Here is an 18,736-nt window from a genome sequence, read left to right on the forward strand (position 1 = left end):
ACACTAGGAATCATTCCGATCTCCGGGCTACGGTGAGTTACGTGGACTCCGACAACCAGCGAGAAGACGGTCACAACGCGTCACCCATCTGGGTGAGCGACCGGCCTGAGAGCGAGCAGACCGCCGCCGCGACGCCATCGGCGCCCACCACCACCTACGCGCCCGTGGAACGCGCGTCCATGCGTGACCTGCTCCAGCAGCCGCGGTTCCGCCGCCTGCGCAATCGCGCGCTCGTGGCGATCGGCGTGGCGATCGTGGTGGGCTTCCTGCTGCGCGACTGGCGCATGGGAGTGACCGCGGGGGTGGTCGCGGCCATCCTCGAAACGGTCTACCGCGCGCGTTCCCATTCCACGGTGCCGGCGTGGCGGCGCGCGTCCGTGGCCGAGCGGCGTACCGAGGGGCAGCTCCGCAGGCTTGAGCGCAGCGGTTACCGCACCCTGCACGCCAGGGCGATCCCGGGCAGCGAGGCGCAGATCGACCACCTCGTGGTGGGGCCGACCGGCGTCTACGCGGTCGACTCCGAGAAGTGGGACAAACGGCTTCCGGTCCGCGTCCAGTCCGGCAAGAAGCTCTTCCACGGTCCCTTCGACATGAAGCCGAGGCTGACCGAGGCCAAGTGGGAGGCGTCCCAGGCGAGCGAGCTGATCAGCAAGGCGTTCGGCCGCGAGGTCGTCGTCGTGCCCTCGCTGGCCATCTACGGGCCGCCCGTGCCGTGGAAGATCATGACCATCCGCGGCGTGGACGTCTACCAGGGCGACCGGGCCCGCAAGTGGATCACCAAGCGGGAGCGGGCGCTGACCCCGGCCGAGATCGACCGGCTCTACGACATCGCCGCCCAGGTCCTGCCCGCCAGGTACGGCGAGGGCTAGGACGGCCGACGGACCCCGCGGAGTTCCGCTCCGCGGGGTCCTGTCATGTCCGCCGACAGCCGGGCGCCGAAGTCGTCCAGCTCGGCGGCCAGCACGCCGCTGGGCGGCAGCGCGTCGGGCAGGCGTGACAGCAGCGCCGTGCCCACTCCGGCGATGCGGACGATGTGGTCGATCAGCGCCTCCCGGTCCTCGGGCCACGGGAACGACGGCTGGGCGATGAGCAGCGAGACGCAGCCGTGCACGGCCGACCAGAGGCCGAGCGCCAGCTCCTCGGGGTCGCCTTCGAGCACGCGGGCGGCCACGCAGGCGGCGACGGCGTTCACCATGTGGCGGAAGCACTCGGCGGCGGCCGGCGGCACGCCCTGCGCGGTCGAGGGACGCATCATCAGCACCCGGTACTGAACGGGGTGGTCCAGGGCGAAGCGCGCGTAGGCCCGTCCGCAGCGGCCGAGCGCGAGGAACGGGTCGCCCGACAGGTTCTCGCGGAACATCCGGCCGAACTCGTCCCACACGCGCAGGCAGACCGCCTCCAGCAGCGCTTCCCTGTCGGCGAAGTGCAGGTAGACCGAGGGCGTGGACACCCCGGCACGCCGGGCGACCGCGCGCAGGGTCAGGGCGTCCTCGCCGCCGGACTCGGTCAGCAGGTCCTCGCCCGCGGCGCGGACGCGTTCGGCGCCACGCTGGACGCCCAGTGGAGCGTGGGCACCAAGCTGCACGGCGGCTACCTGCTGGCGGTGCTGGCCCGCGCCGCCTGCGAGAGCGGCGCCGGCGAGCGGCACCCGCACGTGACGGCCGTGAGCGGCGCCTTCGTCGAGCCGCCCGTGCCGGGCCCGGCGGACGTGCGCGTGGAGCCGCTGCGGATCGGCCGGAGCCTGGCCCAGGTCCGGGTCTCGCTGGCCCAGGAGGGCAGGGTGCGCGTCGAGTCGCACGTCACGCTCGGCCTGCTGGACGACGGCGACCCCTGGTGGACCTCGCTCCCGCCGGTCGAGCTGCCGGCCGAGGAGGACTGCTTCCTCGCGCCCACCGACCCGCCCGGCGCGGATTTCCCCGTGCCGCTGATGGCCGTGGTCGAGGAGCGCGTCGATCCGGCCCATCTGGCGTTCGCGTTCGGGGCGCCGAGCGGGAAGGGCGAGATCGCGAGCTGGCAGCGCCTGGCCGACGGCTCGGACTGGGACCCGCTGAGCCTGCTCGTGGCGCTCGACCCCGTGCCGCCGGTCTCGTTCGACCTCGGGCTGTCCGGCTGGGTGCCGACGATCCAGCTCTCGGCCTACATCCGCCGGCTGCCCGCGCCCGGCCCGATCAGGGTCCGCCTGTCGGCCACGGACGTCGGGGGCGACCGGATGGACGAGGTGGCCCACGTGTGGGACTCCAAGGGACGGCTGGTGGCCCAGGCGACCCAGCTCGCGGCCGTACGGTTGCCGGACTGAGCTGTCCGGAGAGTGGACACATGTCTCAGCCGCCGGGCGAGGGGCCGTAACATGTGAAGACTCGCCTCATGATGGGAGAAGCACAATGCCGGCCCTCAGGTCACGTACGGTCACCCACGGCAGGAACATGGTCGGCGCCCGGGCCCTGCTCCGGGCGACCGGCGTAGCCGGGAGCGACTTCGGCAAGCCCATCATCGCGGTGGCCAACAGCTTCACCCAGTTCGTCCCTGGCCACGTGCACCTGCGCGAGGTCGGCGACGTGGTGTCGGCCGCGATCCGCGAGGCGGGGGCGATCCCCCGCGAGTTCAACACGATCGCCGTCGACGACGGCATCGCGATGGGCCACGGCGGCATGCTCTACTCGCTGCCGTCCCGCGAGCTGATCGCCGACGCCGTCGAGTACATGGTCAACGCCCACTGCGCCGACGCGCTGATCTGCGTCTCCAACTGCGACAAGATCACCCCGGGCATGCTGCTGGCCGCCTTCCGGCTGAACATCCCCACGATCTTCGTCTCCGGCGGCCCCATGGAGGCCGGCAAGACGCCGGGCCGCAAGCTCGACCTCATCGACCCGATGATCGCCTCCGCCGACGCGTCCGTGTCCGACGCCGAGCTGCTGGAGATGGAGGAGAACGCCTGCCCGACCTGCGGCTCCTGCTCGGGCATGTTCACCGCCAACTCCATGAACTGCCTGACCGAGGCCATGGGCCTGGCCCTGCCCGGCAACGGCACGATCCTGGCCACCCACAAGAAGCGCAAGCAGCTCTTCGAGGACGCCGGCCGCCAGCTCGTCGAGATCACCCGCCGCTACTACGAGGACGGCGACGAGTCGGTGCTGCCGCGCTCGATCGCCACCAGCGAGGCGTTCGAGAACGCCATGACGCTCGACGTGGCCATGGGCGGCTCGACCAACACGATCCTGCACATCCTGGCCGCGGCCCGCGAGGCCGAGGTCGACTTCGGCCTCAAGGAGATCAACGAGATCTCGCTGCGCGTGCCCTGCCTGTGCAAGGTCGCCCCGGCCACGAGCAAGTACCACGTCGAGGACGTCCACCGCGCCGGCGGCATCCCGGCCATCCTGGGCGAGCTCGACCGGGCCGGGCTGCTGCACCGCGACGTGCCCACGGTCAACGGCGGCACGCTGGCCGACACCCTGGCCGCCTGGGACGTCAAGTCGCCGTCCGCGCTGCCCGAGGCCACCGACCTGTGGCACGCGGCGCCGGGCAACGTGCGCACGGTGAAGGCGTACTCGCAGGACAACCGCTGGGACTCCCTCGACCTCGACCGGGCCGAGGGCTGCATCCGCGACCTCGAGCACGCCTACAGCGCCGACGGCGGCCTGGCCGTGCTCTACGGCAACATCTCGCGCGACGGCGCGGTGGTGAAGACGGCGGGCGTCGACGAGTCGATCTGGAAGTTCAGCGGGCCCGCGGTGGTGTTCGAGTCGCAGGAGCAGGCCTCCGAGGGCATCCTCGGCGGGCGGGTCAAGGAGGGCGACGTGGTGGTCATCCGCTACGAGGGCCCCAAGGGCGGCCCCGGCATGCAGGAGATGCTCTACCCGACCTCGTTCCTCAAGGGCAAGGGCCTGGGCAAGGCGTGCGCGCTGATCACCGACGGCCGCTTCTCCGGCGGCACGTCCGGGCTGTCGATCGGGCACGCCTCGCCCGAGGCGGCCGAGGGCGGCACGATCGCGCTGGTCGAGGACGGCGACATCATCGACATCGACATCCCCGGCCGGTCGATGGAGCTGCGGGTGCCCGAGGCCGAGCTGGCCGCGCGGCGCGAGCGGCTGCTGGCGGACCTGGGCGGCTACCGTCCGCGCGACCGCAACCGTCCGGTGAGCGTGGCGTTGCAGGCGTACGCGGCGATGACCACGTCCGCCTCGACCGGCGCCTCGCGCGACCTGTCGCAGCTGTCCCGATAGTCAGTGTGCGGTGGACCCCCGGTCCACCGCACAGATTTTCGAAAATTGTCGGTGGTCGTCCCTATTCTTGGGGTATGACGACAGTCGTGAAGGACGAGACTCGCCCGCTGACGACCGCCGAGATCGCCGCCATCGCCCTCTCCCTCGCTCACCTCGGAGCGGGCCCGCAGGCCGTCGCCGCACGGCGCGGCCTGCAGCACGCGCTCCAGCACCTGGAGCTCGACGACGACGTCATCGCGACCACGCTCGCGACACTGACCGAGCCGCTGCCCGTGGAGGTCGCCTCCCGGGCCAGGCTCGTCGCCGACGCCATCACCAGCCGCCTCATGATCCGCCTCCACTACCGCGACGCCTCGGGGGCCGTCACCTCCCGCGACGTCGAGCCGGTGACCTGCCTGGTCCACCGCGAATACTGGTACCTGGTCGGCGTGTGCCGGATGCGCCAGGCCATCAGGGCGTTCAGGTTCGACCGGATCATCGCGGTCGAGCCCACGCTGACCCCGTCGCGGCCGCACCTGGCCGACCGGTTCCTGCCGTTCCAGCGCCGCCGCCGGCGCTCCAAGGCGGCGTAAGCTGCCGCAAGCTTGACCCTCGGACCCCCGGGCGTTGGTGCGGGGCGTGACAGGCTCGCGCACATGCGCGTCCGGGGGATCTCGCTCATCGCCGCCCTGCTGCCCGTCGTCGTGTCCGCCTGCTCGGCGGCCCCGCTGCCGGCCCCGCTCCCGATCGTGGCGCACCACCGCGAGGCGGTGACCATGGAGCGCCTGCTGCCGCCGTCCACGCGGCGGGCGCTCGACCGGGCGCTGGAGCGTCAGTTGCGGGACCGTCCTGGGCGGACGGCGCTCTCGGTGTACGACCGCGCGACGGGCGTGCGGTACTCCTACGCCGAGGGCAGGCCGTTCGTGCTGGCCAGCGTGGCCAAGGTGGACATCCTGCTCGCCCTGCTGCTGCTCAGGCAGAGCGAGCACCGGCGGCTCGGCGCGTACGAACGCGGGCTGGCCTCCCGCATGATCCGCCGGAGCGACAACGAGAGCGCGCACGAGCTGTACATGACCGTCGGCGGCCGGGACGGGCTCACCCGGATCCTGCGCGCGCTGGAGGTCCACGACACCATGCCGGGCGCGGGACGGTCGTGGCGCATGACCCTCGGCGGCCCGTCGGACCAGGTGAGGGTGCTGGAGAAGCTCACCGACCCCGCCGGTCCGGTGCCGGCCGCGAGCCGCCGCTGGGCGCTCGGGCTCATGTCGTCGGTGGACAGGACGCAGGCGTGGGGCGTCAGCGCCGCCGGCGGCGAGGTCGCGCTCAAGAACGGCTGGCTGCCCGTCGGCGCGCACGGCGGACGGTGGACGGTCAACAGCGCGGGCCGGATCGTGCTGAACGGGCACGAACTGCTCATCGCCGTGCTGTCGGAGCGCAGCCCGGACATGGAGACGGGCGTGGCGACCGTGGAACGGGCGGCCCGGCTCGTGGTGGAGGTGCTCAGCCGGGCCCGCCGGTCACGAGGAGCAGCAACCTCCGCCGCAGCAGCCACCGCCACCGCCGGCCGGACGGGGAGCGGCGGCGCCACCGGTCATGGAGACCGTGGACAGCAGCTTGACCGTGTCGCCGTGCCCCTCCGGGCAGGTCGCCGGCTCGTCTGAGGCCGACATGGGACGGGAGACCTCGAACGTGGAGCCGCAGGCGCGGCAGCGGAAGTCGTAACGCGGCATGCGGTAAGCCTAACCCGCTGTGGCAGGTGAACGGGAGCCGGTGTAGGTCAGGTGCGCATGGTCGGAGACGGGCTCGTAGCCGATCGACCGGTAGACCGCGTTGCTCGTCGGGTTGTCCAGGTCGGTGAAGAGCACGACCTGCTCGCACCGCTCGGCGACGTCGTGCGCCTCGCCGAGCCCGACCTCCTCCCCGAACGCCTGGTACCAGCTCACCATCAGCGGGAAGTCGCCCGGCCCGGCGAGCCGGCCGCGGCCGGGCACGGAGGGGACGGCCGGCGCGCCGAGCCGGTAGAGCCGTTCGGACACCGTCCGGTCGGGCTCGCCGAGCAGCCGGACGACCTCCGACGTCACCTCGACCGGCCCCACGACCATGGACAGGTCGCCGCCGAGCGCCTCGACCAGCGGGGCGACGGCCTCGGCGGGCATGCGTGTGAGGCTCAAAGGGGCGGGCGGCGTGCGGAAGGCGGCGGCGCGCACCTGGCCGCCGGCGGTCCACCAGGCGAAGAAGGCGTCTTCGGCGGGCTGCCCGGCACGCAGGTCGGCGAGAACGGTCAGCGGAACCGTGTTGCCGACCGGGTCGCCGAGCAGGAAGGGCTCGGCGACCGCGGCGAATTCCTCCGGATCGGAGGTGAAGGTCCACATACCGGTCATGGTGACAGGCGGCGGCCTCCGGGTTCAAAAGGTGTGTCTAGGCCGCCGCCTCCAGGTAGGGCGCCCATTGAGGATCGCCGACGAGCGAGGCGCCGATGAGCCGCCAGTGGGCGCCCCTCGGCACCGCCGGGCTGACGCGCAGCGTCCATCCCAGCTCCTCCAGGTATTTGTCGGCTTTTCGGTGGTTGCAGGTCGTGCACGAGGCGACGCAGTTCTCCCACGTGTGGGTCCCACCGCGCGACCTCGGGATGACGTGGTCGATGGTCTCGGCCCGCTGCCCGCAGTAGGCGCAGCGGTAGTCGTCGCGCCGCATGAGGGCGGCCCTGGTCAGCGGGATTCGGGACCGGTAGGGGATGCGGACGTATCTGCGGAGCCGGATCACCGAAGGCACGTCGAGGGTGCAACTCGCCGAGCGGAGCTGGGCGCCCCGCCCGTCGCGGTGCACGACGTCGGCCTTTTCCCGCAGCACCAGCACGATGGCCCGGTGCAGCGAGAGCGTGGTGAGTGGCTCATAGGTGGCGTTGAGCAGCAGGACCTGGCGCGTCATCGGGCCTCTCCCTGCCGCGCGCGTATCAAAGGGGACATGCCGTGGCATGTCCCGCCTGTCGGCCCCTCCTGGGGCACTGGTGCTTCCGTCACATGGACCTCCGCCGGACGGTCCAGCGGATGGTCACCACGGCACCGTCCTGTCACCAAGTCTGGCGTTAGCCGTAGCGTCCCCGCCACCCCATAATCTTCAAGCCGGAATGACCAGAGGGACACACGTTACGTTTTATGCCCGCTTCACCAGCGCTTTACGCCCCCACCTTGGCAGTAGGGTTCCTGGCATGACGCGAGAGCCTTATCCGACGGCACGCCGCGAAGACGTCGTCGACATCCTGCACGAAACGCCCGTCTCAGACCCGTACCGGTGGCTGGAGGACCCTGACAGCCCGGACACCAAGGAATGGCTGCTCGCGCAGGCCGAGCTGTTCAACGCCACGCGTGGCGAGCAGCGGTTCAAGGACCGCATCGCCGAGCTGCTGCGGTCCGGCTCGGTGGGGCCGCCGGCCTGGCGCGGGGAGCGCCGGTTCTTCTCCCGCCGCACGCCCGACCAGGAGCACGCGGTCTACTACGTCGTCGAGGCCGACGGCACCGAGCGGGCGCTGATCGACCCGATGGAGATCGACCCGTCCGGTCTCACCACGCTCGACGCCGTGCAGCCCGACAAGGAAGGGCGGCTGCTGGCGTACCAGATCTCGGTGGGCGGCGACGAGGAGTCGATCCTCTACGTGATGGACGTCGCGACCGGGCTGCGCGTCGAGGGCCCGATCGACCGCTGCCGCTACTCCCCCATCGCCTGGCTGCCGGGCGGCGAGGCGTTCTACTACGTGCGCAGGCTGCCGCGCACCGAGGTGCCGGAGAACGAGGCGCAGTTCCACCGCCGCGTCTACCTCCACCGCGTCGGCACCTCGACCGAGGACGACGTGATGATCTTCGGCCAGGGGCTGAAGATGACCAACTACTACGGCGTCTCGGTCTCGCGTGACGGCCACTGGCTCCAGGTCTCGGCGCACGAGGGCACCGCCCCGCGCAACGACCTGTGGCTGGCCGACCTGACCGCCTCGCCCGCCCACTCCCCCGACCTGAAGGTCGTGCAGGAGGGCGTCGACGCGCAGACCGCCCTGGTGTTCGGCCGCGACGGCAGGCTCTACGTGCACACCGACCGGGACGCCTCGCGCGGCCGGGTGTGCGTGACCGACCCGGCCGACCCCGGCTACGAGACCTGGCGCGACCTGATCCCCGAGGACCCCGAGGCGGTGCTGTCCGACTTCGCGATCCTCGACGACCTGGAGCGCCCGGTCATGCTGGTGGGCTGGACCCGCCACGCGATCAGCGAGATCACCGTCCACGACCTGGCCACCGGCGAGCGCGTGGGCGAGGTGCCGACGCCGGGCCTGGGCACGATCGGCGGCATCTCCGAGCGGCCCGAAGGCGGCTTCGAGGCGTGGTTCGGCTACACCGACAACACCACGCCGCCGACGATCCAGCGCTACGACGCCCGCACGGGCGAGACCACGCTGTGGGCCGCCTCGCCGGGCGCGGTCGAGGTGCCGCCGGTGCGCACGTCGCAGGCGGTCTACCGGTCCAAGGACGGCACCGACGTCCGGATGCTGATCATCTCCCCCGCCGACGACCGGCCCGGCCCCCGGCCGACGATCCTGTACGGCTACGGCGGCTTCGGCCTGTCCATGACCCCCGGCTACTCGGCCTCGATCCTGGCCTGGGTCGAGGCGGGCGGCGTCTACGCCATCGCCAACCTGCGCGGCGGCGGCGAGGAGGGCGAGGACTGGCACCGCGCGGGCATGCTGGCCAACAAGCAGAACGTGTTCGACGACTTCCACGCGGCGGCCGAGCACCTCATCGAGACCGGCGTCACCACCCGCGAGCAGCTCGGCATCTCCGGCGGCTCCAACGGCGGCCTGCTGGTCGGCGCGGCTCTGACACAGCGCCCCGACCTGTACGCGGCCGTGGTCTGCTCGGCGCCGCTGCTCGACATGATCAGGTACGAGAAGTTCGGCCTCGGCGCGACCTGGAACGTCGAGTACGGCACCACCGACGACCCCGAGCAGTTCGGCTGGTTGTGGGGCTATTCGCCCTACCACCGGGTCGAGGAGTCGGTGGCCTATCCGGCGACGTTGTTCACCGTCTTCCAGTCCGACACGCGGGTGCACCCGCTGCACGCCTGGAAGATGTGCGCGGCGTTGCAGCACGCCTCGGCGGCCGGGCGGCCGGTGCTGCTGCGCAACGAGGCCGAGGTGGGCCACGGCGCCCGCTCGGTGAGCCGTACGGTCGATCTGTCGGCCGACACGCTGACCTTCCTCGCCGAGCACACCGGTCTGTAGTGTCGGCGGCATGAGCACGCCGGGGCCGGCCATGGTCGAGGCCGCCCCCGGCGTTGCGCTGCGGCCGTACGTCACCCGGTTGTGCGCCTACAGCGAGCACTACCCCGCGCCTGTGACGCGTGCCGAGGCCGCCATGCCCGGGGCGGTGCTCATCCTGGGCGTCGGCGGGCCGATGGAGGCGTACGGGGAGCAGGTCAGGGCGTTCGCGGGCGGGCTCGCCGACAGGTTCGCGCCCACCCGGGTCACCGGGCCGTGCGAGGGCGTGCAGGTGGTGCTCACGCCGTTCGGGGCGCGGCGGTTGCACGGGCTGCCGATGCGGCACCTGGCCAACCGGGTGGTCCCGGTGGAGGCCGTCCTCGGGCCGTGGGCCGGGGAGCTGCTCGACCGGCTGGCCGCGACGCCGTCGTGGCGGGAGCGGCTGGCGCTGACCGACCGGCTGCTGACCGAACGCATCCTCGCCGGGCCCGAGGTGGGCCCCGAGCTGCCGTGGGCGTGGGCGCGGCTGCTGGAGTCGGGCGGACGGCTCGGGGTGTCGTCGCTGGCCGCGTCGCTGGGCTGGAGTCACCGGCATCTGGTGGCGCGCTTCCACGACCAGGTCGGGCTGGCCCCGAAGGCGGCGGCCCGGGTGATCAGGTTCGGCCGGGCCGCGCGGCTGCTGCGCTCCGGCAGGCCGATCGCCGCGGTCGCGGCCGAGTGCGGCTTCTACGACCAGGCCCACCTCAACCGGGAGTTCCGGGCGCTCGGCGGCACCACGCCCGGTCAGATTCGTCCAAGACCCGCCGGCGTCCCGTGACGGATGCTGGAGCCATGAAACGCACTGTCTACGCACTGGCCCGTTACGAGGACCCGCAGGCGGCGCTCGACTTCCTGACCGGGGCGTTCGGGTTCCGGGTGCACGAGTCGTCGAAGGACGCCTCCGGAGCCGTCGAGCACGCCGAGCTGTTCGTCGAGGACGACCTGATCATGATCGGCCGGGGGAAGCCGGGCGGGCCCGGCGTCTACATCGCGGTCGACGACGTCGACGCCCATCACGATCACGCCAGGGCCGCGGGGGCCGTGATCACCATGGAGCTCACCGACCAGCCGTACGGCTCGCGCGAGTACGCCTGCAAGGATCCCGAAGGCAACTCCTGGTTCTTCGGGACCTACCGCCCGTAACCCATCGGAAGAGGTCAGCGGGGGAAGACGACCGTCTTGTGGCCGTCGAGCAGGACGCGCTGCTCGGCGTGCCACTGGACCGCGCGGGCCAGCGCCACGCACTCCACGTCACGGCCGATGCGCACGAGGTCTTCGGGCGAGTGGCTGTGGTTGACCCGGGCGACCTCCTGCTCGATGATCGGCCCCTCGTCGAGGTCGGAGGTCACGTAGTGGGCCGTCGCGCCGATGAGCTTGACGCCCCGGTTGTGGGCCTGGTGGTAGGGCTTGGCGCCCTTGAACGACGGCAGGAACGAGTGGTGGATGTTGATCGCCCGCCCGGCCAGCTTCTCGCACAGGTCCTCCGACAGCACCTGCATGTAGCGGGCCAGCACCACCAGGTCGACCTGGTAGTGCTCGACCAGCGACAGCACCTCGGCCTCCTGCCTCGGCTTGGTCTCGGGGGTGATCGGCAGGTGGTGGTAGTCGATGCCGTAGGACTGGGTGAGCGGGCGCAGGTCGGGGTGGTTGGAGGCGACCGCGACGATCTCGATGTCGAGCGTCTTCGACCTGACCCGGTAGAGCAGGTCGTTGAGGCAGTGGTCGAACCGGCTGACCATGATCAGCACGCGCGGCTTCCTGGCCACCTCGCGCAGCCTGAACTCCATGGCGAAGTCGGGGGCGAGGGCGGCGAAGGCGGCGCCCAGCTCGTCCTCGCCGAGCGGGCCGGAGAACTGCACGCGCATGAAGAAGCGCTGGGCGACCCGGTCGCCGAACTGCTGGCTCTCGATGATGTTGCATCCGCGCCCGGCCAGGAGGCCGGAGACGGCGGCCACCACGCCGGGGCGGTCGGGGCAGGACAGGGTCAGGATGTACTCGGCGTGGCTGCTCATGCCTTCACTCTCGCGGACGTGGGATCGTAGGGCGCCTTGAGGCTGATCTGGGCAGAGTACAGGTCGCCGGCCACATCGACCTCCACCTTCTCCAGCGTGAGGCCGCCTTCCGGCGAGACCTCGGTGACGAGGCCCAGCGCCACGGACCTGCCGAGCGTGGGGCTGTGGGCCGCCGAGATGACGTAGCCCACCGGGACGCCTTCGGACAGCAGGGACTCGCCGCCCCACAGTGTGCGGCGGGGTCGTCCAGCACGATCGAGACTACCCTGCGCGACGGCGTCTCCAGGGCGTGCCGCGCTCCCCGGTAGCCGCCGCTCTTCAGCCCAGCTCGCCCACGTACGTGACGCGGGTGGCGCGTACGGTGGCGTAGCCGAGGTCGACCAGGCGGGACGTGCCGAAGTCGAAGGCCGAGAAGTCCGACTTCGACACCGACTGCAGGATCTCCCCGGACGACGGGCCCATCACGCCGAGGACGGCGTACGCGCCGGTGACGTCCGCCAGGACCGCCCGCCGGTCGCCGACGCCCTTGGAGATGTGGTCGAAGTCCCTCGTGGTCTGGGCCGAGCCGGTAGGGATGTCAAGAGATGCTCCTCAAGCGATTGATCCCCGGCCAGCTGCGGACGTTGCGCAGCATGGCGATGAACGCCTGTTCGGCGGGGCCCAGCAACCGGTCGCGGCGGTGGACCAGCACGATGGGGCGGGGCCTGGGCGCGGGCAGCACCTCAAGGGCCGCCAGCCGTCCGTCGGCGAGCTCCTGCTCGACGCAGTGCTCGGACACCAGCGACACGCCGAGCCCCGCGGCGACCGCCTGTTTGATCGTCTCGGGGCCCCGGATCTCGCTGCGGCCGGCCTCTTCGAGCCCCCACGTCTCCAGCGCCTGTTCCTGCAGCTCGCGGGTGGAGGAGCCGGGCTCGCGGATGAGGAAGAACTCGCCGGTCAGGTCGGCGGGCTCGGCGCGGCCCCTGCTGGAGAGCCGGTGGCCCGGCTGGGTGATGACGACGAGCCGGTCCTCCAGGATCGGCTCGCTGACGAGCTGCGCCGCGCCGGGCGTACTCCAGCACCACGGCGTCCACGTCGTCGCGCCCGGCCAGCGCCGCCCGGACGGCCTCGGGGTCGGGCGGGACCGTCCAGTCGCTCCTGACCTCGTGGAACGGGATGCCGTGCGCCTTCGCGATCTTGATCATCCGGTCGCCGTAAACGCCGTTGTTCACGACGAGCACGCCACGTCCCGCGCGGACGGAGCTGATGACCGCCATCTCCATGGCCGCGGTTCCCGACCCGGTGACCAGCAGCGCCTCGTGCGTGCCGCCGAGGTTCAGGCACCGGGGCAGGGCCTCGCGGATCCTGAACAGCAACTCCGTGAACTCGGGCTCGCGGTGGCAGAGGTCGCCGCGAAGCAGGGCGTCCTTGACCCGCTTCGACGTACATGCGGGCCCGGGAATCACCAGAATGAGTTCTTCGTCCATCAATCCACTCGATCTTGGGTAGCTATCGGGCATTACGGACGCTATCCGGGGTGGCGCCGCATGGGACAGCCGCCTTTCCCCTATGAGGGCCATAAGGGACTCGGGCTTGTCCGTGCTGAGCAGCGCCGACTGGGATGGGGCACGTGCCGTTGGAGACCGTCGTACTGATCGGGGTCGCGGGGCTGTTCGCCGTCGTGTCCGGGATCAACGACGGCGGGGCGCTGCTGGCGACCGGGCTCAAGCTGCCGGTGATCCGGCCGGCCGTCGGCATCCTCGCGCTGGTGCTGCTCGTCACGGTGGTCCCGCTGGTCACGCACCAAGTGGCGCTGACGTTCGTGAACCGGCTGGCGTCCTTCCACGCACCCGGCGGCCAGGCCGCGATGACCGTGGGCGTGCTCTGCGCGCTGGCCGTGGTGTTCACGCTCAGCGCCAGGGGACGGCCGACCAGCCTCACGCTGGCCGTGGTGGGCGGGCTCACTGGGGCGGGGCTGGGGTGGGGGCTGCCGGTGTCGGGCGGCTCGGTGGTGCTCGTGCTGGCCTTCGGGCTGGCCGCGCCGTTCGCGGGGGCGCTGCTGTCGTGGCTGCTCATCCGGCTGCTCGTACGGGTGACCGACGCGCCCGGCCTGGCCCGCTGGCACTGGGCCGGGTTCCTGCTCCAGACGCTCGCCTACGCGGCCAACGACGGCCAGAAGATGCTGGCCGTCTTCATGATCGCGCTCGGTTTCCAGGGCGCGCCCGTGGCCTGCACCTCGCTGGTGGCGGTGCTGTTCGGGCTCGGCGCGCTGTACGGGCTGCCCAGGGCGGGCCGTACGCTGAGCCGCGAGATCATCGTCTCCCGCCCCGCGCACGGCGTCGCCGCCGAACTGGCCGCGGGCACCGCCGTGATCGCCTGCGCCGCCCTGGGTATGCCCGTGAGCATGACCCAGGCCGTGGCCGGCGGGCTGGTCGGCGCCGGGGTCGCGCAGGGCGGCGGCCGGGTCCGCTGGTACGCCGCCGTCAAGATCGTCGTGGCCTGGCTGCTGACGCTCCCGCTGAGCGCGCTGCTGGCCGCGACCGCGGCGTTCGTCCTGAACGGGCTGAGGGGGACGTGGTGAAGCGATGGCGCCGGATCCGGGACCTCATGACCGGACGCATGGACGGCGCGCTCACCGGCGCCCTGCTCGGCCAGCTCAAGGCCACCAAGCAAGGGGCTTGGCTGGCGATGGCCATGATCGGCGGCGAGGTCGGCAGGACCGGCGCGCACGAGCAGATGCGCGCGATCGAGCACCTGGGCGACGAGGAGCGCGCCCGCCTGGTCGAGGAGCTCAAGACGGCCCTCGTCACGCCCATCGACCCCGAGGACCTGTTCCGCCTGTCGCGCTCGATCGACGACGTGCTGGACTCGCTGCGGGACTTCGTGCGCGAGTCGCACCTGTACCGGGTGCCCGACCAGATCCGCTTCACGCCGCTGCTCGACCAGGTCATCGTGGGCATCGACGCCCTGGAGAGCGCCGTACGCGGCCTGGCCTCCCGGCCCTCGGCGGTGGTGCAGGACGCCCTGGAGGCCAAGAAGGCCGGCGGCGCGATCCGGCGCATGTACCAGTACGAGATCTCCCGGATCTTCTCGGCCGAGGTCACCTCCGACGCCCTCAAGCAGCGTGAACTGGTGCGCCGCCTGGAGATCGTGGGCATGGCCATCGGCGATGCGGCGGACGCCATCGCCGACGGCGCCATGAAACGCTGACCGTCAGCCCCGCGGGAGGCCGCCCTTCTCAGGCCCGCCCTTCTCAGGCCCGCCCTTCTCAGGCCCGCCCGGCGAAGGCGTCGACGCCGGTCAGCTCGGCCGACAGCCGCCACAGGCGGGCGGCCTGCTCGGGGTCGGTCGCGTAGGAGTGCACGCCGCCCCCCGAGCCGCCGGCCTGCTCGGCGATGTCGCAGTCTTCGCAGTAGACGCCGCCCATGTCGTCGAGCTGCGGCGAGGTCGCCGCCCACACCTGGGTGGCCGCGCCCTGCTCCGGCGTCTTGAAGCTGGTGTTGAGCTGGTTGCCCTGCTCGTCGATCCAGCCCGCCTCGACCATCTCCCGCTTGGTCAGGTGGCGCTGGAGCGGGGTGAGGATGCCGCCGGGATGCACCGCGAACGCGCGCACCCCCGCGTTCTTGGCCAGGGCGTCGAGGTGCACGGCGAACAGCACGTTGGCCGTCTTCGCCTGGCCGTACGCCTGCCACTTGTCGTAGCCGTGCTCGAACATCACGTCGTCCCAGCGGATGCCGGAGCGCCGGTGGCCGGCGGAGGAGACGGCCACGACCCGGCCGCCGCCGCGCTCGATCGCGGGCCACAGGCGGTTGACCAGGGCGTAGTGGCCGAGGTGGTTGGTGGCGAACTGGGCCTCCCAGCCGGGGCCGACCCGCGTCTCGGGGCAGGCCATGATGCCGGCGTTGTCGATCACGATGTGCAGGTCGCGGCCGGTGGCCAGGAACCCGTCGGCGAAGCGGCGCACGCTGTCGAGGTCGCCGAGGTCGAGCTCGCCCACCTCGACGCGGTCGATCCCGGCCAGGGCCTCCTCGGCCGCGCCGGGACGCCTGGCCGGGACGATGACATGGGCCCCGGCCCTGCTGAGCGCGCGCGTGGTCTGCAGGCCGAGGCCGGAGTAGCCGCCGGTGACCAGCGCGGTCCGGCCGGTGAGGTCGATGCCCTTGAGCACCTCGTCCGCCGTGCTTCTGGCGCCGAAACCCGAACCGATCTTGTGCTGAGGCGTTGTCATGGGACCGACGTTACGAAGTGGAGTGCGCTCTAAGTCAAACCGACCCGCCGGGCCGCCCCTCGAATCAGAGGCCGAGGGCCGGGGCCAAGCGCTGGAGCTGCCTCAGCGCGTCGTCGAGGTCGGGGGCGCCCGTCGCGAGCGGCTGGACGGCCACGTGGTCGGCCCCCGCGTCGAGGTGGGCCCGCAGCCGCCCGGCGACCTGCTCCTCGTCGCCCCAGGCCACGATGGCGTCGGCCAGCCGGTCGCTGCCGCCGCCCGCGAAGTCGTCGTCGGTGAAGCCGAGGGCGCGCAGGTCGCCCAGGTAGTTGGGCAGGGTCAGGTAGTAGGCCAGGTGGGCGCGGGCGATCTCGCGGGCCATGACCGGGTCGGTCTCCAGCACCACGGCCTGCTCGGGCACCAGCAGCCGGTCGGCGCCGAGGACGCCGCGGGCCTGCTCGGTGTGCTCGGGCGGCACGAAGCAGGTGTGGGCGCCGTCGGCCCGAGGAGCCGGAGGGCGCCTAGGGCATGCGGCGGCCCTGGCGGGTAGGGGCAGGCCCATGCAGATGCGCCCGTTCGCCCGTAACCTCCTCGCCACCACGGCCGCGGTCACCGCCACGGCCACGCTCGGCAGCCTGGCCACCTCCTCCGGCTCGGCCTGGTACCGCCGGCTGCGCAAGCCGCGCTGGCAGCCGCCCGCGCAGGCGTTCGGCCTGGTCTGGACCCCGGTCTACGCCCTGATCGCCTACGCCGGCGCCCGCGCCCTGACCTCGGGCGACGACCGGGCCGGCCTGGCCCGCGCCCTGGGCGCCAACCTCACGCTCAACGCCGCCTGGACGCCGCTGTTCTTCGGCGCCCGCTCCCCCCGCCTGGCCCTGGCCGACATCGTGGCGCTCGACGCGGCCAACCTCGTGCTCCTGCGCCGTTTCCTGCGCGCCGACCGCCGCGCCGGGCTGGCCCTGCTGCCCTACGTCGGCTGGACGGCCTTCGCCACCGCGCTCAACGCCTCCATCGCCGCCCGCAACCCCTGACCGGAAGCCGGGACGGGGCTTCCGCCCGCGCGGTCACGAGACCCGCAGGTCGTCCACCGCCCGGTACGGCCAGCCGCAGCCGGGTGAAGGCCGCAGCACGTCCAGCAGACGCGTGCCGGCCGGCCGCGCCCCGGCGGCGACACCGGGCCCGGAGGCCAGGACGAACGTGCGGCGCTCCTCGGTCGAGGACCCGCCGTGCCCGGCGACGTCGAGCGCGGCGTAGGTGGAGGAGCCGGCGTTGACGTTCTCCAGCCTGGTCAGGAAGTCGGGGTACTGGTCGTAGTGCTTGCCTGCGAGGGTGTTGTCCTTGACGCCGTGCAGGTCGTGCCGGACGCCGGTGGCGATCGTGGACCAGCCGGGGCCGCTGGAGGTGGCGGCCATGGGGCGGGCAGGATGCGCCGTCGATGCATGGACGTACTCCTCGCCGAGTGCTGGGATGATCCGGCTGAAGGATCTCCAGCGTCAGGTGAGTGCGTGAACAGCGTCTTTCCGATGGGCGCCATGGAGGGAAAAGGGGGGTCCAAATGGGCAGTAGCCAACGTCCCGCCGCGCGCGTCGTCTGCCTCGACCGTTACGTGAAGACCGAGCCGTTCTTCCTGGCCACGTTCGACGAGACGCGCCCGTGGGTCGTGCCGGCCGCGCTCACCGAGGAGGAACTCGGCGTCTACCGCGGCCACACCCGGGCCGAGGAGATGCCGTACGGCGTCGAGCCGCCGGAGCTCGCCGACGTGGTGGCCGCCCTGCGCACCGCCCCGCCAGGCTGAAACCGCTACACCTCGGTCGTGCGGCCCGCCGTGGCCACCGCGAGGTCGCCCGTGTAGGACCTGGCCGCCGCCGCGAGCGCCGGCTCGGGCCGGGTGCCGGGCCACAGGTGGGTGAGCAGCAGCCGGGCGGCCCCCGCCGCCGCGGCGGTGCGGCCCGCGTCGAGGGCGCTGGACAGGTAGGGGGCGTCCTCGTCGGGCACCTGCTCGGGGTGGGTGGCCTCGGCCACCAGCAGGTCGGCGTCGGCGGCCAGCGTGACGAGGTCCGCGGACGGGCCGGTGTCGCCCGTGTAGGCGATCGCCCGGCCGCCCGCGCTCAGCCGCAGCCCGGCGTTGGGCACGTGGTGGGGCAGCGAGAAGGCGTCGAGCCGGAACGGGCCGATCTCGCGCGGCACGCCGGGCTCCAGGTCGTGCAGCTCGAAGCTGCCGGCCAGCATGCCGCGCCTGTCGAGGGCCAGCACTGTGATCCGCATGATCCCGACTCTAGCGGGGCCGGTGACCCAGCTCGGCCAGCGTGGTGGACATGAGACCGCGCAGCAGCGACCCGGCCAGGCCCTCGTGCACGGACTCGACCGGCAGCCCCTGGGCGATGCGGGCGTGGTACGCCTCGCGGTCGCGCTCACCGGTGTAGGGCAGCGCGGTCATCGCCACGACCACGGTGGCCCGGGTGCCGCCGCGCGGCAGGACGGCGACGGCGTGGGTGCGCAGGCAGGTCTCGTCGGGGGCGCCGTACCAGCCGCACTTGATCCCGGCGTCGGGCGAGCCGAGCGCCTCGCGGGCGCCGAACGTCTGCTCCCCCGCCACCTGCCGCATCCAGTCGAGGACGGTGGCCGCCACCGGGTCGCCCGCCGCCGCGGCCTGCGCGAACACGGTGTAGGCGGCGGCGACCTCGTCGGCCGACACCTCGACCGAGCCGAAGCGCGACGGGTCGCCGCCCGGCTGGGCCCACCGCACGCCGGTGCGCCGGTAGAGGTCCTCCAGCAGGACGCGGGGGCCGATGGACAACCAGAGGCTCAGCGTGTCGGCGTTCGAGGAGAGGACCACGGCGGGCTCGGCGTGGCGGCGCCAGCGCTCGGCGTCGTCGATGTGGTCGGCGGCCACCCAGGCGTAGAGGGGCTTGAGCAGCGAGGCGCAGCGCAGCCGGGCCGGGCCCGAGCGCACGCTCATCGTGCGGGCGGGCGGGCCGCCGTAGCCGCGCCTGATGCCCGCGGCCTGCGCTCCGGCGCTGTGGGCGAGGTCTTTCAGCAGGTCATTGAAGGCCACCGTCCC

General features: G+C 72.5%; 23 protein-coding genes and 2 pseudogenes. 12 read left to right on the forward strand and 13 right to left on the reverse strand.

From position 1 onward, the window contains the following. The first annotated feature begins 41 nt into the window (after positions 1 to 41). A complete protein-coding gene (locus ACIHAD_RS40175; protein ID WP_397360035.1) occupies positions 42 to 869 on the forward strand; it encodes a nuclease-related domain-containing protein in 828 nt (275 codons plus the stop codon). Here ACIHAD_RS40175 and ACIHAD_RS40180 read toward each other — a convergent pair. Further along, complete coding sequence (locus ACIHAD_RS40180) at positions 866 to 1,585, reverse strand: TetR/AcrR family transcriptional regulator (protein WP_397360036.1); 720 nt, start codon at positions 1,583 to 1,585, stop codon at positions 866 to 868. The two genes, ACIHAD_RS40175 and ACIHAD_RS40180, sit on opposite strands and share 4 nt — an antisense overlap. Between ACIHAD_RS40180 and ACIHAD_RS40185 the strand changes: the two genes are divergently transcribed. From ACIHAD_RS40185 to ACIHAD_RS40200, 4 genes and pseudogenes are all read left to right on the forward strand, one after another. Beyond that, positions 1,568 to 2,296, forward strand: a complete 729-nt coding sequence (locus ACIHAD_RS40185) for a thioesterase family protein (RefSeq protein WP_397360037.1) — start codon at positions 1,568 to 1,570, stop codon at positions 2,294 to 2,296. The two genes, ACIHAD_RS40180 and ACIHAD_RS40185, sit on opposite strands and share 18 nt — an antisense overlap. 85 nt (positions 2,297 to 2,381) lie before the next feature. Further along, positions 2,382 to 4,220, forward strand: coding sequence for a dihydroxy-acid dehydratase (gene ilvD, locus ACIHAD_RS40190; protein ID WP_397360038.1), 1,839 nt, complete (start codon positions 2,382 to 2,384; stop codon positions 4,218 to 4,220). A 74-nt stretch (positions 4,221 to 4,294) separates the two neighbouring features. After that, positions 4,295 to 4,792 carry a helix-turn-helix transcriptional regulator gene (locus ACIHAD_RS40195; RefSeq protein ID WP_397360039.1) on the forward strand — a complete coding sequence of 166 codons (498 nt, stop codon included), beginning with the start codon at positions 4,295 to 4,297 and terminating at the stop codon, positions 4,790 to 4,792. Positions 4,793 to 5,227: 435 nt separating this feature from the next. Next, positions 5,228 to 5,614 (forward strand): annotated as a pseudogene (locus tag ACIHAD_RS40200) (serine hydrolase); the annotation flags it as partial. Between the two features lie 102 nt (positions 5,615 to 5,716). On the opposite strand, the gene ACIHAD_RS40205 reads toward ACIHAD_RS40200, so the two are convergent. Genes ACIHAD_RS40205 through ACIHAD_RS40215 form a run of 3 tightly spaced genes read right to left on the reverse strand, consistent with a single transcriptional unit; the run spans position 5,717 to position 7,127 of the window. After that, a complete protein-coding gene (locus ACIHAD_RS40205) occupies positions 5,717 to 5,929 on the reverse strand; it encodes a zinc ribbon domain-containing protein (protein ID WP_358294681.1) in 213 nt (70 codons plus the stop codon). A gap of 9 nt (positions 5,930 to 5,938) precedes the next feature. Then, positions 5,939 to 6,571, reverse strand: coding sequence for a GNAT family N-acetyltransferase (locus ACIHAD_RS40210; protein ID WP_397360040.1), 633 nt, complete (start codon positions 6,569 to 6,571; stop codon positions 5,939 to 5,941). 46 nt (positions 6,572 to 6,617) lie between these two features. After that, positions 6,618 to 7,127, reverse strand: a complete 510-nt coding sequence (locus ACIHAD_RS40215) for an HNH endonuclease (protein WP_397360041.1) — start codon at positions 7,125 to 7,127, stop codon at positions 6,618 to 6,620. A gap of 280 nt (positions 7,128 to 7,407) precedes the next feature. Between ACIHAD_RS40215 and ACIHAD_RS40220 the strand changes: the two genes are divergently transcribed. Genes ACIHAD_RS40220 through ACIHAD_RS40230 form a run of 3 tightly spaced genes read left to right on the forward strand, consistent with a single transcriptional unit; the run spans position 7,408 to position 10,623 of the window. Beyond that, on the forward strand, positions 7,408 to 9,465 hold the full coding sequence (locus ACIHAD_RS40220) for a prolyl oligopeptidase family protein (RefSeq protein ID WP_397360042.1): 2,058 nt from the start codon (positions 7,408 to 7,410) through the stop codon (positions 9,463 to 9,465). Positions 9,466 to 9,475: 10 nt separating this feature from the next. Continuing rightward, complete coding sequence (locus ACIHAD_RS40225) at positions 9,476 to 10,258, forward strand: helix-turn-helix domain-containing protein (RefSeq protein WP_397360043.1); 783 nt, start codon at positions 9,476 to 9,478, stop codon at positions 10,256 to 10,258. Between the two features lie 14 nt (positions 10,259 to 10,272). Next, the gene (locus tag ACIHAD_RS40230; RefSeq protein ID WP_397360044.1) at positions 10,273 to 10,623 is read left to right on the forward strand and encodes a VOC family protein; all 351 of its coding nucleotides are present in this window, start codon (positions 10,273 to 10,275) and stop codon (positions 10,621 to 10,623) included. A 14-nt stretch (positions 10,624 to 10,637) separates the two neighbouring features. On the opposite strand, the gene purU is transcribed toward ACIHAD_RS40230, so the two are convergent. The 4 genes and pseudogenes from purU to ACIHAD_RS40250 all read right to left on the reverse strand — a co-directional run. Then, positions 10,638 to 11,492 (reverse strand): formyltetrahydrofolate deformylase, encoded by an 855-nt coding sequence (gene purU, locus ACIHAD_RS40235; protein ID WP_397360045.1) that lies wholly within the window; start codon positions 11,490 to 11,492, stop codon positions 10,638 to 10,640. Beyond that, complete coding sequence (locus ACIHAD_RS40240) at positions 11,489 to 11,722, reverse strand: glycine cleavage T C-terminal barrel domain-containing protein (protein ID WP_397360126.1); 234 nt, start codon at positions 11,720 to 11,722, stop codon at positions 11,489 to 11,491. Before ACIHAD_RS40240 ends, purU begins: the two co-directional genes overlap by 4 nt. 88 nt (positions 11,723 to 11,810) lie before the next feature. Next, a complete protein-coding gene (locus tag ACIHAD_RS40245) occupies positions 11,811 to 12,068 on the reverse strand; it encodes a hypothetical protein (protein ID WP_397360127.1) in 258 nt (85 codons plus the stop codon). A gap of 1 nt (position 12,069) precedes the next feature. Continuing rightward, a pseudogene (locus ACIHAD_RS40250) lies at positions 12,070 to 12,519 on the reverse strand (LysR substrate-binding domain-containing protein); the annotation flags it as partial. A gap of 582 nt (positions 12,520 to 13,101) precedes the next feature. Here ACIHAD_RS40250 and ACIHAD_RS40255 point away from each other — a divergent pair. Next, a complete protein-coding gene (locus ACIHAD_RS40255; protein ID WP_397360046.1) occupies positions 13,102 to 14,052 on the forward strand; it encodes an inorganic phosphate transporter in 951 nt (316 codons plus the stop codon). Then, a complete protein-coding gene (locus ACIHAD_RS40260) occupies positions 14,049 to 14,681 on the forward strand; it encodes a DUF47 domain-containing protein (protein ID WP_397360047.1) in 633 nt (210 codons plus the stop codon). The genes ACIHAD_RS40255 and ACIHAD_RS40260 overlap by 4 nt, the downstream gene beginning before the upstream one ends. A gap of 58 nt (positions 14,682 to 14,739) precedes the next feature. On the opposite strand, the gene ACIHAD_RS40265 is transcribed toward ACIHAD_RS40260, so the two are convergent. Together ACIHAD_RS40265 and ACIHAD_RS40270 are read right to left on the reverse strand one after the other, a co-directional pair. Beyond that, a complete protein-coding gene (locus ACIHAD_RS40265; RefSeq protein ID WP_397360048.1) occupies positions 14,740 to 15,699 on the reverse strand; it encodes an SDR family NAD(P)-dependent oxidoreductase in 960 nt (319 codons plus the stop codon). A 64-nt stretch (positions 15,700 to 15,763) separates the two neighbouring features. Next, on the reverse strand, positions 15,764 to 16,153 hold the full coding sequence (locus ACIHAD_RS40270; RefSeq protein WP_397360050.1) for a hypothetical protein: 390 nt from the start codon (positions 16,151 to 16,153) through the stop codon (positions 15,764 to 15,766). Positions 16,154 to 16,235: 82 nt separating this feature from the next. On the opposite strand from ACIHAD_RS40270, the gene ACIHAD_RS40275 reads away from it, so the two are divergent. Next, positions 16,236 to 16,706 carry a TspO/MBR family protein gene (locus ACIHAD_RS40275; protein WP_397360051.1) on the forward strand — a complete coding sequence of 157 codons (471 nt, stop codon included), beginning with the start codon at positions 16,236 to 16,238 and terminating at the stop codon, positions 16,704 to 16,706. Between the two features lie 33 nt (positions 16,707 to 16,739). On the opposite strand, the gene ACIHAD_RS40280 is transcribed toward ACIHAD_RS40275, so the two are convergent. Beyond that, positions 16,740 to 17,087 (reverse strand): hypothetical protein, encoded by a 348-nt coding sequence (locus ACIHAD_RS40280; protein ID WP_397360052.1) that lies wholly within the window; start codon positions 17,085 to 17,087, stop codon positions 16,740 to 16,742. Between the two features lie 143 nt (positions 17,088 to 17,230). Here ACIHAD_RS40280 and ACIHAD_RS40285 point away from each other — a divergent pair, with 143 nt between their 5' ends. Next, positions 17,231 to 17,470: a hypothetical protein gene (locus tag ACIHAD_RS40285; RefSeq protein ID WP_397360053.1), complete on the forward strand. Its 240-nt coding sequence runs from the start codon at positions 17,231 to 17,233 to the stop codon at positions 17,468 to 17,470. Positions 17,471 to 17,475: 5 nt separating this feature from the next. Here ACIHAD_RS40285 and ACIHAD_RS40290 read toward each other — a convergent pair whose 3' ends face one another. Together ACIHAD_RS40290 and ACIHAD_RS40295 are read right to left on the reverse strand one after the other, a co-directional pair. Further along, on the reverse strand, positions 17,476 to 17,940 hold the full coding sequence (locus ACIHAD_RS40290; protein ID WP_397360054.1) for an MBL fold metallo-hydrolase: 465 nt from the start codon (positions 17,938 to 17,940) through the stop codon (positions 17,476 to 17,478). A gap of 10 nt (positions 17,941 to 17,950) precedes the next feature. Next, positions 17,951 to 18,730, reverse strand: a complete 780-nt coding sequence (locus tag ACIHAD_RS40295; RefSeq protein WP_397360055.1) for a hypothetical protein — start codon at positions 18,728 to 18,730, stop codon at positions 17,951 to 17,953. Between the last annotated feature and the right edge of the window lie 6 nt (positions 18,731 to 18,736).

The organism is Nonomuraea sp. NPDC052265 (genome assembly GCF_044547985.1).
Classification (GTDB): domain Bacteria; phylum Actinomycetota; class Actinomycetes; order Streptosporangiales; family Streptosporangiaceae; genus Nonomuraea.